General features: G+C 77.2%; 11 protein-coding genes and 1 pseudogene. 6 read left to right on the forward strand and 6 right to left on the reverse strand.

The genetic code is table 11. From position 1 onward, the window contains the following. The 5 genes from ACFUMH_RS15175 to ACFUMH_RS15195 form a co-directional block, all read right to left on the reverse strand. The coding region (locus ACFUMH_RS15175; RefSeq protein ID WP_378207265.1) for a hypothetical protein at positions 1-671 on the reverse strand (671 nt) is incomplete at its 3' end. A 238-nt stretch (positions 672-909) separates the two neighbouring features. Continuing rightward, complete coding sequence (locus ACFUMH_RS15180) at positions 910-3,450, reverse strand: ABC transporter permease (RefSeq protein WP_378207268.1); 2,541 nt, start codon at positions 3,448-3,450, stop codon at positions 910-912. Continuing rightward, on the reverse strand, positions 3,450-4,259 hold the full coding sequence (locus tag ACFUMH_RS15185; protein WP_378207271.1) for an ABC transporter ATP-binding protein: 810 nt from the start codon (positions 4,257-4,259) through the stop codon (positions 3,450-3,452). The genes ACFUMH_RS15180 and ACFUMH_RS15185 overlap by 1 nt, the downstream gene beginning before the upstream one ends. A 166-nt stretch (positions 4,260-4,425) precedes the next feature. Continuing rightward, a complete protein-coding gene (locus ACFUMH_RS15190; protein WP_378207273.1) occupies positions 4,426-5,169 on the reverse strand; it encodes a response regulator in 744 nt (247 codons plus the stop codon). Next, positions 5,166-6,614: a sensor histidine kinase gene (locus ACFUMH_RS15195; protein ID WP_378207275.1), complete on the reverse strand. Its 1,449-nt coding sequence runs from the start codon at positions 6,612-6,614 to the stop codon at positions 5,166-5,168. Before ACFUMH_RS15195 ends, ACFUMH_RS15190 begins: the two co-directional genes overlap by 4 nt. A 183-nt stretch (positions 6,615-6,797) precedes the next feature. Between ACFUMH_RS15195 and ACFUMH_RS15200 the strand changes: the two genes are divergently transcribed. The 6 genes and pseudogenes from ACFUMH_RS15200 to ACFUMH_RS15225 form a co-directional block, all read left to right on the forward strand. Next, positions 6,798-7,526 carry a response regulator transcription factor gene (locus ACFUMH_RS15200; protein WP_378207278.1) on the forward strand — a complete coding sequence of 243 codons (729 nt, stop codon included), beginning with the start codon at positions 6,798-6,800 and terminating at the stop codon, positions 7,524-7,526. Between the two features lie 3 nt (positions 7,527-7,529). Further along, the gene (locus ACFUMH_RS15205) at positions 7,530-8,849 is read left to right on the forward strand and encodes an ATP-binding protein (protein ID WP_378207281.1); all 1,320 of its coding nucleotides are present in this window, start codon (positions 7,530-7,532) and stop codon (positions 8,847-8,849) included. Between the two features lie 60 nt (positions 8,850-8,909). After that, positions 8,910-10,103, forward strand: a complete 1,194-nt coding sequence (gene manA, locus ACFUMH_RS15210) for a mannose-6-phosphate isomerase, class I (RefSeq protein WP_378207284.1) — start codon at positions 8,910-8,912, stop codon at positions 10,101-10,103. Between the two features lie 18 nt (positions 10,104-10,121). After that, positions 10,122-11,309, forward strand: a complete 1,188-nt coding sequence (locus ACFUMH_RS15215; RefSeq protein ID WP_378207288.1) for a 5-(carboxyamino)imidazole ribonucleotide synthase — start codon at positions 10,122-10,124, stop codon at positions 11,307-11,309. Continuing rightward, positions 11,306-11,842, forward strand: coding sequence for a 5-(carboxyamino)imidazole ribonucleotide mutase (gene purE, locus ACFUMH_RS15220; RefSeq protein ID WP_378207291.1), 537 nt, complete (start codon positions 11,306-11,308; stop codon positions 11,840-11,842). Before ACFUMH_RS15215 ends, purE begins: the two co-directional genes overlap by 4 nt. A gap of 91 nt (positions 11,843-11,933) precedes the next feature. Then, positions 11,934-12,965: pseudogene (locus tag ACFUMH_RS15225) on the forward strand (acyltransferase family protein); the annotation flags it as partial. Positions 12,966-13,120: 155 nt separating this feature from the next. Here the strand turns inward: ACFUMH_RS15225 and ACFUMH_RS15230 are convergent. After that, positions 13,121-14,150, reverse strand: a 1,030-nt coding sequence (locus ACFUMH_RS15230) for an LCP family protein (RefSeq protein WP_378207294.1), incomplete at its 5' end; no start/stop codon positions are given.

A 14,150-nucleotide genomic window follows, 5' to 3' on the forward strand; every position in this document is an offset into this window, starting at 1 on the left:
CCGGCGGCGGCGACCACGCCCGCGCGGCCGGACGGGACCCGCGGACGCGGACCGCCGTCGGGTCCCCGCCGCGACGTGCCCCGACGGGGCCGCAGCAGCACGCCCACGCCACCGCGCACGCGCACGCGCGCGCCGCGCCGCGAGCGCCGCACGTCGACGCGGACGCCGACGAGCGCGGCGTCCCGCACGAGGGCGGCGGCCCGGACCCGCGCGGTGTCGTCCACGACGGCGGCCCGCGCGCCGGTCACGGTGAGGCGGCCGCCGACCGGCAGGCCGTGCACGTGCCCGGCGTCCGGGCCGGCGACCACCGCCACGTGGCCCCCGGCGAGCGCGGCGCCGGCCACGGGGTCGTCGGGCAGCGCACGCAGCCCCGCGCGCGCCCCCGGCAGGAGCGGCGGGACGCCGGCGGGGTGGGTGTCGTCGAGCACGCTCCGACCGACGTGCAGACGTGCGGCGCCGGCCGCCCAGCGGGCGTCACCGGTGAGCAGCGCGAGGTGCCGGCGCAGGGCGCCCGCCGGCAGCCCGGGGTCGACCAGGGCGTCGGTCCCGTCGTCGGTGCGGGTGCCGGTGCACGGCCAGCCGCCCGTGCCCGCACGCTGCGGGGCCGCCGAGAGGCCGGTGCCGTCGGGGGAGCCGCTGCGAGCAGAGGTGCCGTGGAGGGAGATGCGCACCGCGGCACGGTCCCGCCGCGCGCGGCGGGGCGGCGGCGGACGTCGGGCCGCGGGGGACGGCGACGGCCGCGACCGGGGCTGTGGTCGGGCGGGGACGACCCGGGGACCAGGTCGCGACGCCCGCCCGCGGCCCGTCTCGCCGCGGGCAGCACCCCACGGCACGCCGCGGGGCGCCCACGTCGTCGACGTGAGCGCCCCGCGCCGTGCCACCCGTCCACCCGGGGCCGGGGGCGCGACCTCAGTCCACCGCGAGCGCCGCGACCGGGGGCGTGCGCGCCGCCGACCGCCCGGGCAGCACCGAGGCGACGAGCCCCGCCAGCAGCGCCACGGCCAGCACGATCGCGAGGTCCGACCACGGCACCGCGAGCTGCACCTCACCGGTCGTGCCGAACACGGTGGCCGCGCCGGCCCACCCGTACAGCATCCCCAGGCCGACGCCGAGGGCGGCGCCCACGCCGGAGATGAGCATCCCCTCGACCGCGAGCATGAACCGCAGGCCGCGCCGCGAGAGCCCGATCGCCCGCAGCGTGGCCGACTCGCGGCGCCGCTCGATGACCGAGAGCGACAGCGTGTTCGCCACGCCGACGAGCGCGATGACGACCGCGACGCCGAGCAGGCCGACGACCACGGCGAGCAGCGTGTCGATGACGCGCTCGTCGGCCTCGCGCGACGCCGCCTCGCTGATGACGTCCACCTCGGAGTCGACGAGGCCGTCCCGGACCGCGGTCAGGACCGCGCCCGCGGACGCACCGTCGGCGATCCGGGCGAAGAGCACGGTCTCGGACGTGTCGATCCCCAGCGCCTCGCCGGCCGCCGCCGGCAGGTACGCCTCGTCCGCCGCGCCGGGCCGGGCGCGCACGTCGGTGCCCGGCGCGACCGGGGCGCCGGCCCCGTCGGTGAGCTCGACGGTCACGGTGCCGTCCAGGCCGGTCCACTCGGGGAGCACCGCGACGCCGTCGGCCAGCGCCGCGACGACCCTCTCGTCCTCGAGGACCGCAGCCGCGTCGTCCGCGTCGAGGACGTTCGCCGTCAGGTAGTGCTCCCCGACGAGGACCTGGTCCCGGCGGACCTCGACGGTCCGCTCGATCCCGCTCGTCCCGGCGACGAGGTCCCGCACGTCGTCCGGCATCCGCTCGCCGCTGAGGCTGTGGACGACGAGGTCCACCGGGTAGCGCTCGTCCATCGACTGCGCGAGCGAGGTCCGTGCGGAGGCGGCGCCCGTGCTCATCATCGCCACGAGGGTGACGCCGATGATCAGCGCCGTGCTCGTCGCGGCGGTGCGGCGCGGGTTGCGGACGGTGTTCGCGGCCGCGAGCCGGGCGCTCGGGCTGATGCGGCGCAGGAGCGCGCCGACGGCCGCGACGACCCGCGGCAGCCAGAACACCGCGCCGAGCAGGATGCCGACGAACGACGCGGCGCCGCCGAGCACGCCGACCAGCAGCGGCAGCATCGCGCCGACCCCGACGCCGGCGACGGCGAGCGCGACGGCGCCCAGGAGGGCGGCGACCCCGCCCACCGTGAGGAGCAGGGAGAAGGCGAGGCGGACTCGGCCGGCGCCGGCGGCCAGCGTGGGGGCGTCCACGGGGCGCAGCGCGGCGACCGGCGGGACGCGGGTGGCGACGCGGGCGGGCACGAGCGCGGCGAGGACGGTCACGGCCGTGCCGACGAGCAGCGGGAGCAGCACGACCGCGAGGGTCGGCGTCACGGTGGACGGCAGCGGCACGCCCACGTCCATGCGGCTGAGCACGGTGAGGGCGAGCTGCGCGAGGCCGACCCCGAGCAGCAGCCCGGCCGCGGAGGCGCCGACGCCCAGGATCGCGGCCTCGGTGAGCACCGACGCCCGCAGCTGGCCGCGGCGGGCACCGACGCACCGCAGCAGCGCGAGCGTGCGGGCACGCTGCGCGACGAGCACCTGGAACGTGTTCGCGATGACGAGCGCGGCGACGAGCAGGGCGACCGCCGCGAAGCCGAGGGCGACCATGACGAGGACGTTGCCGCCGTTCCCGAGCTCCTCGACGGTCTCGGCGGCCGCCTCGTCGCGCGTGCGCACCGTGGCCCCGGCGGGCAGCGCCGCGGACAGGGCGGCGCCGACCTCCTCGACGCGGCCGGGTGACGCGACGACGAGGACGCGCTCGGGGGCGGCCTCCTCGACGGTCGTGGCGCCGCTCCAGCGCAGCGCCGACGCCGGGGTGGCGAGCCCGGCGCCGCCGTACTGGCTCCAGGCCCCCGCCGGGTCCTCCACGATCCCGACGAGGCGGACCTCGGCGGTCTCCTGCTCCGGCTCCGCCGTCGCGTCGACGTCCCCGCCCTCCTCGGGGAGGGGGTACCAGGAGACCTGGAGGACGTCGCCGACCGCGGTGCCGAGGCGCTCCACCGTGGTGGCGGGCAGCGCGATCTCGTCGTCGGCGGCCGGGGTCGTGCCCTCGACCACCTCGAGGGTGGCGAGGCGCGGGTCCGACGGCGTGGCGACGAGCCGCTCGGACGTCTCGCGCGCCCCGACGCGCAGCTGGGTCCAGCCGAGGAGCACGGGGTCGGCCCCGTCGACGCCCGGCGTGGCGCGCAGCCCGGCGAGCGTCTCGTCCGTGAAGCCGTCCCGCAGGCCCACGACGAGGTCCGCCCTGCCGTAGGACGCGGTGACCGCGTCGTAGCCGGTGCGCGTGATGACGTCGCCCGCGACGAGCGTGGCGGCGACGAACGCCGCGCCGAGCGCGATGGCGACGCCGGCGGCGACGAGGCGCCCGAGGCTGCGCCGCATCTGGGAGAGGGTGAGGCGCAGCATCAGAGGTGCCCGTCCGTCCCGAGGGGCGCCTCGAGCGTGCGCAGGCCGTCGAGCGCGGCCAGCACGGACTCGGGCGACGGGTCGGCGACGTCGCCGGCGATGCGGCCGTCGGCGAGCAGCACGACGCGGTCGGCGTACGCGGCGGCGGTCGGGTCGTGCGTCACCATGACGACGGTGCGGCCGAGCTCGCGCACGGAGCGCCGCAGGAAGCTCAGCACCTCGGCGCCCGCCCGGGAGTCGAGGTTGCCCGTGGGCTCGTCGGCGAAGACGACCTCGGGCTGCGCGATGAGCGCCCGGGCGATGGCCACGCGCTGCTGCTGGCCGCCCGACAGCTCGCTCGGGCGGTGGCCCAGGCGCGCGCCGAGGCCGAGCGTGCCCACGAGCGTGTCGAACCACGCGCGGTCCACGCTCGCGCCCGCGAGGTCCAGCGGGAGCAGCACGTTCTGCTCCGCGGTCAGCATGGGGAGCAGGTTGAACGACTGGAACACGAACCCGACGCGGTCGCGGCGCAGCCGCGTGAGGTCGTCGTCGCCGAGCCGCGTGATGTCCGTCGTGCCCAGGTGCACGGTGCCGGACGACGCCTGGTCGAGGCCCGCGAGCAGGTGCATGAGCGTCGACTTGCCCGACCCGGACGGGCCCATGATCGCGGTGAACGCGCCGGCGGCGAAGTCGACGTCGACGCCGTCGAGCGCGCGGACGGCGGACGGGCCGGACCCGTAGACCTTGGTCAGGCCGCGCGCGCACGACGCCGCGGGGCGGTGCGGTGGTGCGTCGGCGGGCTCGGCGGGGCGGTGCACGGTGGTGTCCACGGGGAGGTGCTCCTTGCTCGGGTGACGATGGCCCCAGCCTCGCCCGCGGTCGGCACCCGCCGCGTCCGGCCGGCGGTGGGTCGTCGCGGGGCCCGTGTCATACCAGGGCCGCACGCGCCGGCCGCCGGTGGGCGGACGCGCCCGGTGGTCGTGGCGGGCCGGGGCGTCAGGCGCCCGGGCGGACCAGGCCCGTCTCGTACGCGACGACGACCGCCTGCACGCGGTCGCGCGCGCCCAGCTTGGCGAGGATGCGTCCCACGTGGGTCTTGACCGTCGCCTCGGCGACGAACAGGTCCTGCCCGATCTCCGTGTTCGAGCGTCCCCGCGCCATGAGCACGAGCACCTCGCGCTCGCGGTCGGTGAGCTGCGCGACCGCCTGGTGGGCCGGGTCGTCGGCCGCCGCGGGCTCGTCGGACGGCAGCGCCGTGACGAGGTGCTCGAGCAGGCGCCGCGTGCTCGACGGGGCGATCACCGCGTCCCCGCGGTGGACCGTGCGGATCGCGGCGAGCATCTCCTCGGGCGGTGCGTCCTTCAGCAGGAAGCCGCTCGCGCCGGCGCGGATCGCGCTGAGCACGTACTCGTCGAGGTCGAACGTGGTGAGGACGATGACGCGCGGCGCCGGGTGCTCCGCCGTGCCGCGCGCGACGATCTGCTCGGTCGCCTCGAGACCGTCCATCGTCGGCATGCGGACGTCCATGAGCACGACGTCGACGGGGCCGGTCGCCGTGCGCGCGGCCGGGTCGAGCGTGCGGACCGCCTGCGCGCCGTCGCCCGCCTCGAGGACCACCTCGAGGTCGGGCTGCGAGTCGATCACCATGCGGAACCCGGCCCGGACGAGCTGCTGGTCGTCGACGAGGGCGACGCGCACGCGGTCGTCGTGGTCGGGTCGGCCGGGGTCCGAGGTGGTCACGCGGGGTGTCCTTCCGTGGGGGCGGGGGCGGCGGTCGCCCCGCTGCGTGCAGCCGCGGACGGCTGCGGTGCCGGCGGCCGCGGTGCGGGGGCCGCGGCGTCGTCCGTGGTCGTGGACCTGGCCGGGGCCGGGGCGGGCGGCGCCGCCGTCGCGCGCGTGGCCGGCGCCGGGCCGGTGCTCGCGGACGACGGCGTCGGCAGCTGCACGCGCACCCGGTAGCCGCCGCCGGGCCGGGGGCCCGCCGTGACGGTGCCGCCGAACATCGCGGCCCGCTCCCGCATGCCGACGAGACCCTGGCCGAGCCCGTCGCTGTCCGCCGCCGCGCCGCGCCCGTCGTCGCTGACCTCGAGGGTCACGGCGCGGGGGAGCCACTGCAGCATGACGGTGACGGACGGGTCCGGCCCGGCGTGCTTGAGGACGTTCGTCAGCGACTCCTGCGCGATCCGGTACACGGTCAGCCCGGCGCCGGGCGGCAGGTGGCGCGGCGTCCCGAGGCGCACGAGCGAGGCACGCATGCCGCTGACCCGCATCTGCGCGACGAGCGTCTCGAGGTCGTCGACGGCCGGCTGCGGCGTCGTCACGAGCGCCGCGGCGCCCGCCGGTCCCGGTTCGGCCGTGCCCGCAGGGGACGGTCCGTCCGCGGCCGTCCCGCCGGGGCGCGACGTGCCCGCGTCGGCGCGCAGGACCCCGAGCAGGCGGCGCATGTCGGTGAGCGCGGCACGCCCGGTCTCCGCGATGGTGCCGAGCGCGCGCGTCGCGGCGGCGGGGTCGGCGGCGGCGGCGTACCGGCCGCCGTCGGCCTGCGCGATCATCACGGACAGGCTGTGCGCGACGATGTCGTGCATCTCGCGCGCGATGCGGGCGCGCTCGGTCGCGGCGCCGATGACCGCCTGCTGGTCGCGCTCGACCTCGAGCCGCTCGGCACGGTCGACGAGCGCCTCCAGGTGCTCGCGACGGCTGCGGCGCACGAGCCCGAAGGCGAAGACCGCCAGGAACATCGAGCCGACGACGACCGACATGACGACGGCGGCCGGCCAGTAGAACGCGCCGTGCACGCCGAGCAGCACGGTCATGAGCAGCGTGCCGACGACGGCGCCGCCGAAGCCCACCCGGTAGGCCCAGCGCGGGCCGTGCACCGTCAGGGAGTACAGCGCCACCAGCACGACGAGGTCCGCCGGGAAGATGAGGGGGAGACCCGCGAGCATGTGGACGAGCGCGGCCGTGTACACCGCCACGGCGCTCACGACGGGACGGGTGCGGCGCCACGCCAGCGGGGCGATCATGGCGGCCGCCGCCAGCCGGGTGCCGTTGTGGGCCGCGGCGGGCGCCGCCGACAGGTCGACGGCGATCGTGCCCATGACGAGCCAGAGCACCGCAGCGCCCGAGGCGTCGACGGCGAAGCGGTGGGACTCCTCCCACCGCAGCAGGCGGTCCCACCACGTCACGCCCCGAGCGTAGGCCGACCCCGGCGCGCGGGCGTGCGCCCCGGGTCGGACGACGCGCGCGCCACCGTCCCCCTGCGGGCGCACGCCGCGGGCCGCGACATGACCGCGACGTGACCTGCGGCACGCCGTCCCGTGGGACGTGGGGGTGGCGGACCTGGGGAGTCCGTGACCTAGCATGGCCCGATGACCGAGGTGCTGCTGGCGGAGGACGACCCCGCGATTGCCGAGCCTTTGGCGCGCGCGCTGGGTCGTGAAGGGTACGACGTGCGCGTGCAAGGCACGGGTCAAGGCGCGATCGACGGCGCCGCGACCGCGGACCTCGTCGTGCTCGACCTCGGGCTGCCGGACATGGACGGCCTCGACGTCGCCCGCGCGATCCGCAGCCAGGGGCTGACGACGCCCGTGCTCGTGCTGACGGCCCGTGCCGACGAGGTCGACCTCGTCGTCGGCCTGGACGCCGGCGCCGACGACTACGTCACGAAGCCGTTCCGCCTCGCCGAGCTGCTCGCGCGGGTGCGGGCGCTGCTGCGCCGCACGGTCGGCGACCCGCAGGACGAGGACGAGCTGCACGCGCAGGACGTCCGCGTCGACGTCGCCGCGCACCGCGCCTTCCAGGGCGAGCGCGAGCTGCACCTGACCGCCAAGGAGTTCGACCTGCTGCGCGTCCTCGTCGGCGCGTCCGGCACGGTCGTCTCCCGCGACGCGCTCATGCGCGAGGTCTGGGGCTCCGACCCGACGGGCTCCACCAAGACGCTCGACATGCACGTGTCGTGGCTGCGGCGCAAGCTCGGCGACGACGCGAACGCGCCGCGCTACGTGACGACGGTGCGCGGCATGGGCTTCCGGTTCGAGGCGGGCGGTGCGTCCGTCACCGCGGGCGCGCCGGACGCGGAGCGGCTCGACCGGGCCTGACCCGTGCGCCGTCGCGTCCTGCAGGCGACGATCGCCGCCGTCACGGCGGCCGTCGTCCTCCTGGGTTTCCCCCTGGCGTTCCTCGGCGCGCAGCTCGTGCGCGAGAACGAGGTGCGCGAGCTCGAGGTCCGCGCCGAGTCCGTCGCGCGCACGATCGACTTCCGCGTCGACCAGGACATCGCGCTCAGCGACCGCATGCTCGAGCCCTACACCGGCGTCGAGGGCGGGACCGTCGCGTCCGTGACGGTGCGGACCGCCGACGGCGAGACGTACCGCGCCGGCCCGCAGGTGCAGGGCCGCGCCGTGCAGGTCGAGGCGACGTCGGACACCGTGGCGACGGTCGTGCTCGAGGCGTCCTGGTGGGACGTGTTCTGGCTGTCCGCGCGCGTCATCGCCCTCGTCGTCGTGGCCGCCGTCGTGGCGTTCGGCGCCGGCATCGCGATGGCGATCTGGCAGGCGAACCGGCTCGCCGCCCCCCTCGTCTACCTGGCGGCGTCGGCCGAGCAGCTGGGGTCCGGGCAGGTGCGCCCGCAGCTCGAGCCGTCCGGCGTCGAGGAGATCGACCTCGTCGCGGCCGAGCTCGCGCGCAGCGCCGACCGCATGGCGGGGCGGCTGGCGGCCGAGCGGCAGTTCGCGTCGGACGCCTCGCACCAGCTCCGCACGCCGCTGACGGCGCTGTCCATGCGGCTCGAGGAGATCATGCTCGCCGCGGGCGAGCCCGAGGTGCGCGAGGAGGCCCGCATCTCGCTCGAGCAGGTCGAGCGGCTGGTGCGCGTCGTGGACGACCTGCTCACGCGCTCGCGGCGCGCGCAGGGCGGCACGACGGAGGCGATCCACCTGCGCGAGGTCGTGCACCAGCAGGAGGAGGAGTGGGCGCCGACGTTCGCCGCGGCGGGCCGCCGCCTGGTCGTCGACGTCGACGCCGCCACGCAGGTGCTCGCGACGCCCGGCGCGCTCGCGCAGGTGCTCGCCACGCTCATCGAGAACTCGCTCAGGCACGGCGCCGGCACCACGACGGTCCGCTCGCGCGCGGGCGGGCCGGCGCGCACGGTCGTCGTCGAGGTCGGCGACGAGGGCGCGGGCGTCCCGGACGAGCTGGCGCCGCGGATCTTCGAGCGCGAGGTGACGTCGGGCGCCGGCACGGGGCTCGGCCTGGCCCTCGCGCGCGACCTGGCGAACGCGGACGGCGGTCGCCTCGAGCTGGCGCAGCGCCGCCCGGCGGTGTTCGCGCTGTTCCTGTCGGGCGTCCCGGCGTCGCTGCGACCGGACGTCGTGCTGCCGCGCGGGGCCATGGTGTCCGTGCGGCGCGACCGCCGCAGGTAGGTCCGTGGGGCGGGTCCTGCCGCCTAGGGTGGGGCCTCACGACGACGCAGGGAGGGTGGCGTGCGGGCGATCGACCCGGTTCTGCAGCACTACGCATGGGGATCGACCACGGCGATCCCGGAGACGCTCGGCGTCGTCCCGGACGGCACGCCCATCGCCGAGGCCTGGTACGGCGCTCACGGCTCCGCGCCCTCGCCGGTCGGCCCGGAGGGCGCGCGGACGACCCTCGACCGCCTTGTCTCCGAGGACCCGCACGGCGTGCTCGGCGACGACGTCGCGGTGCGCTTCGGCGGCAGGCTCCCGTACCTGCTGAAGGTCATCGCGGCTGCCGCGCCGCTCTCGCTCCAGGTGCACCCGACCCCCGAGCAGGCCCGCGCGGGGTACGCCGCAGAGGAGGAGCGCGGCATCGCGCTCGACGACCCGCGGCGCAGCTACAAGGACCAGAACCACAAGCCGGAGCTCGTGTACGCGCTCAGCCACTTCGAGGCGCTGATCGGTTTCCGCGCGGCGCGACGCACGGCCGAGATCCTCCGGGGCGTCGACCACCCGGTCGCCCAGCGACTGCACGACGTCGTGACGGCGGACCCGACGGCGGACGGCGTGCGTGCGGCGTTCGGCGAGCTCGTGGGGGAGGAGACGCGACCGTCCCCGGCGGAAGTCGACGAGCTGGGCGAGATCTTCGCGCGGCGGCTGCGCGAGGGTTCCCCGGCGCCGCGCACGGACCGGGCGGTGTCCACGCTCGCCCAGGCGTACCCGGGCGACCCCGGCGCGGTCACAGCCCTGCTGCTCAACCCCGTCACGCTGCGCCCCGGCGAAGCGTGCTTCGTCCCCGCCGGCGCCGTACACGCATATCTCAGCGGGTCCGCTGTCGAGGTGATGGCCAACTCCGACAACGTGCTGCGTGCTGGGCTGACGCCCAAGCATGTTGACGTCCCCGAGCTGCTGCGGACCGTCGACTGCGTGGCGGCACCGCCCATCCGCATCGCGCCGGAGCGGTCGTTCGACGCTACCGAGGTGTTCTACGTGCCGGTGGACGACTTCGAGCTGTCCGTCACGCGGCTCACCGACGGTCGCCCGGCGCGGCTGCCCGGTGTCGGTCCGCGGATCGTCCTGTGCCTCGAGGGGTCGAGCAGCCTGCAGGGCGCGCACGGTCACCACGAGCTCGCGTCGGGTCAGGCCGTGTTCGTCTCCGCCGACGACGGCCCGCTCGTCGTGCAGGGCTTCGGCCGGCTGGTGCAGGCCTCGGTGCCCTGACGGCTAGGCTCGTCGCCCGTGACACCACCGACCGTGGCCGTCGTGGGCGGCGGACAGCTCGCCCGCATGATGGCCGGACCCGCCACCGCGCTCGGCGTGCACCTGCGCGTGCTCGTCGAGGCACCCGGCTCGTCGGCCGCGCAGGCCGTCGCGGACGCGCCCGTGGGCGCCGCCTCCGACGTGGCCGCCGTGACGGCGCTCGTCGCCGGCGCCGACGTCCTCACCTTCGAGCACGAGCACGTGCCCGCCGAGGTGCTCGCCGCGGTGGCCGCCGCGGGCGTGCCCGTGCAGCCCGGCCCCGACGCCCTGCTGCACGCCCAGGACAAGGTCGTGATGCGCGAGCGGCTGACCGCGCTCGGCGTCCCGTGCCCGCGCTGGGCGCCGATCGCGTCGGCCGGGGACCTGACCGCGTTCCTCGCCGCGTCGGGCGGACGCGCCGTCGTGAAGACCGCCCGCGGCGGGTACGACGGCAAGGGCGTGCGGGTCGTGCGCGACGCCGCCGACGTGGCCGACTGGCTCGCCGCCGCGGCCGACGGCACCGGTCCGCGCCTGCTCGTCGAGGAGCTCGTGCCGTTCCGCCGCGAGCTCGCCGCCCTGGTCGCGCGCACGCCGTCCGGCGCCTCGGTCACGTGGCCCGTCGTCGAGTCGGTGCAGCGCGACGGGGTGTGCGCCGAGGTCGTCGCGCCGGCGCCCGACCTCGACCCGGTGACGGCCGCCGCGGCCGAGGACGTCGCGCGCCGCGTCGCCGAGGGGCTGGGCGTCACGGGCGTCCTCGCCGTCGAGATGTTCGAGGTGGCCGACCCGGACGGCGGCGCGCCGCGCGTGCTCGTCAACGAGCTCGCCATGCGTCCCCACAACTCCGGCCACTGGACGATCGACGGCGCCGTCACGAGCCAGTTCGAGCAGCACCTGCGCGCCGTGCTGGACCTGCCGCTCGGCGGCACCGCGGCACGTGCACCGTGGACCGTGATGGTCAACCTGCTCGGCAGCGACCTCGACGACCCCACCGACGCGCTGCCCGCCGTGCTCGCGGCGGACCCGGGCGCCAAGGTGCACCTGTACGGCAAGGCGGTGCGGCCCGGGCGCAAGCTCGGGCACGTCAACGTCAGCGGCCCCGACCTCGAGGACGTCCGCGCCCGTGCACGGGCCGCCGTCGCGCTGCTGCGCGGCGAGACGTCCGCACCCCACCACGGAGGAACGGCATGAGCGGCACGCCCCTGGTCGGCATCGTCATGGGGTCGGACTCCGACTGGCCGGTCATGCAGGCGGCCGCCGACGCGCTCGGCGAGTTCGGCGTGCCCGTCGAGGTCGACGTCGTCTCGGCCCACCGCCAGCCCGACAAGATGGTCGCGTACGGCCGGTCGGCCGCCGACCGCGGCCTGCGGGCGGTCGTCGCCGGCGCCGGGGGAGCGGCCCACCTGCCGGGCATGCTCGCCGCCCTCACGCCGCTGCCGGTGATCGGCGTGCCCGTGCCGCTGGCGCACCTCGACGGCATGGACTCGCTGCTGTCGATCGTGCAGATGCCCGCCGGCGTGCCCGTGGCGACCGTCTCGGTCGGCGGCGCGCGCAACGCGGGCCTGCTGGCCGTGCGGGTCCTGGCGGCCGGCACGGACGCGGAGGCGCTGCGACTGCGCGAGGCGATGACGACGTTCCAGGACGGGCTGCGTGCCCAGGCCGACGCCAAGGGCGAGCGGCTGCGCGGGCTCGCGCAGCGACCGCCGACCGGCTTCACGGCCTGACGTCACCCGGGCGCGGCACGGCGCGGGTCCGGCCGCGCCGGGCACCGGCCCTCGCGGTGCGGGGGCGTGTGCGCGTGCCTACCGTCGTGGGGTGACGTCGGCCCCGCCCCGCCCCGCCGCGCCGGCCGCCGGCCCCGGCGCGCCTCCCGAGCGTCCGCGCGGCCCGCGGCTCGTCGCGCTCGACGCCCTGCGCCTGCTCGCGGCGGTCGCGGTCGTCGTCTACCACTTCACCGCGCGGCAGGCCTCGGTGTGGGGGCCGGATCAGGACCGCCTCGTCGGACCGGTCGCCGCGTGGACGTCGTACGGGTCGCTCGGCCCGGAGCTGTTCTTCGTCATCTCGGGCTTCGTCATCCTCATGACGGCGTGGGGGCGGACGACGGTGGCGGTCGTCGCGTCGCGGATCGGCCGGCTCTACCCGTCGTACTGGGTGGCGGTGCTGCTCACGGGTTTGCTGCTGCTCGTCGTGTGGCCCGAGGGCAAGCACGTGACGCCGGGGCAGGTGGCGGTCAACCTCACGATGTTCCAGTCGGCCCTCGGCGTGCCGCACGTCGACGGCGTGTACTGGACGCTCTGGACCGAGCTGCGGTTCTACCTGCTGGTCGGCGTCCTCGTGCTCCTCGGGGTGACGCGGCGGCGGGTGCTCGTGGTCGCGTTCCTGTGGCCGCCGGTCGCGCTGCTCGCCGCGCGCCTCGGCCTGGACGACCTCGCGACGCTGCTGATCGCCGACTACGCGCCGCTGTTCGCCGCCGGCATGGCGCTCTTCCTCGTGCACCGCGAGGGCCACCGGGTGCTGCCGTGGGCGGCCGTGGTCGCGAACACGGCCCTCGCGGTCGTGCTCGTCACGCCGTCGCGCGCGGCCGTGCTCGAGCGGGTGACGGGGATCGCGCCGTCCACGGCCGGTCTCGCCGTGGGCGTCGCGGCCTGCGTGGCGCTGGTCGCGCTCGTCGCGCTGACACCGCTCGCCCGGGTCGACCGGCCGTGGGTCGTCGCGGCCGGCGCGCTCACGTACCCGCTGTACCTCGTGCACCAGTACTGGGGGCTGTGGACGATCGGCCTCGTGGCCGGGCGCGTCCCCGCGTGGGCGGCCGTCGCCGCCGCGGTGGCGGTCTCGCTGGCGCTCGCGTGGCTCGTGCACCGGCTCGTCGAGGCGCCGTACGCGCCCGCGCTGCGCCGCGCGAGCGAGCGTGGCCTGGTGCGCGCCCGCGACGCCTTGCTGACCCGTCTCAACCACGGGCCGCGCGCCCTCGACGAGGCGGGCCGGCTCGGGATCGTCGGCGCTCAGCCGGCGGGGATGCCGCCGACGGGCCCGGGGGGCAGCGTGCCGTCGCGCACCGCGGCGAAGAACGGCGGCGTCGCCGCCTCGTCCAGCAGCACGGCGGAGCCGATGCCGCCGGGCCGGTAGTCCATGGTCGCGATGGGCGGCGTGCCGGTGATGCCCTCGGGGCCGTTCGCCGCGCGGAACGCGAGGGCGAGGCGGGCGACGTCGAGTGCGCCGGTGCTCTCGTCGAACGTGAGCGCGCCCGTGCCGGCGTCGACGAGCGCGACCTGCGCGCCCGGCCGCACGGCGAGCGCGCCGGGCGACACCTTGGCCACGACGGCGCCGATGAGCTGGCGCTGGCGCAGCGCGCGGCCGACGTCGCCCTGAGGGTCCGCCTTGCGCATGCGCGCGAAGGCCAGCGCCTGCGTGCCGTCGACGTCGTGGCAGCCGGGCGTCCACACCATGCCCGAGTCCGGGTCGTCGACCGCACCGTCGTAGCAGAGGTTGACCCCGCCGACGGCGTCCACCACGTGCGCGACGCCGCCCATGCCGATCTCGGCGTAGTGGTCGACCGTCAGCCCGGTGAGACCCTCGACGGTCTGCACGAGCAGCGGCGCACCACCCCACGCGAAGGCCGAGTTGAGCTTCGAGCCGCCGTGGCCGGGGACGTCGACGTACGTGTCGCGCGGCAGCGAGACGAGCGCGGTCGGCCCGCTGTCCGGGACGTGCAGCAGGAGGATCGTGTCGGTCCGCTGGCCCTCGGTCCCGTCCTCGGCGATGCCGCCCTCGTCGCCGCGCGCGTCCGAGCCGGCGAGCAGGTACGTCGTGCCCGGGGTGTCGGCCGCGCCGGACAGCGCGGGCGTGTGCTGCAGCTTGCCGCCCGCCCACAGCAGCAGGCCCACCGGCCAGGCGATGAGCACGACGAGCAGCAGCAGACCGACGACGGCGGCCAGCCGGCGCGGGCGGAGACGGGGGCGGGCGCTCGGCGGCGGCCCGCCGGCGGGCGGGCCCGCCGGGCGCGGCGACGCGCGCGGCGCCGGGGGCCGGCCC

This window comes from Cellulomonas sp. NPDC057328 (assembly GCF_042667215.1).
Classification (GTDB): Bacteria; Actinomycetota; Actinomycetes; order Actinomycetales; family Cellulomonadaceae; genus Cellulomonas.

Bases quoted from the DNA above. Each gene is read 5' to 3' on its own strand.
- purE (WP_378207291.1), top strand. From the start codon at position 11,306: ATGAGCGGCACGCCCCTGGTCGGCATCGTCATGGGGTCGGACTCCGAC.
- ACFUMH_RS15200 (WP_378207278.1), top strand. From the start codon at position 6,798: ATGACCGAGGTGCTGCTGGCGGAGGACGACCCCGCGATTGCCGAGCCT.
- ACFUMH_RS15180 (WP_378207268.1), bottom strand. From the start codon at position 3,450: ATGCTGCGCCTCACCCTCTCCCAGATGCGGCGCAGCCTCGGGCGCCTC.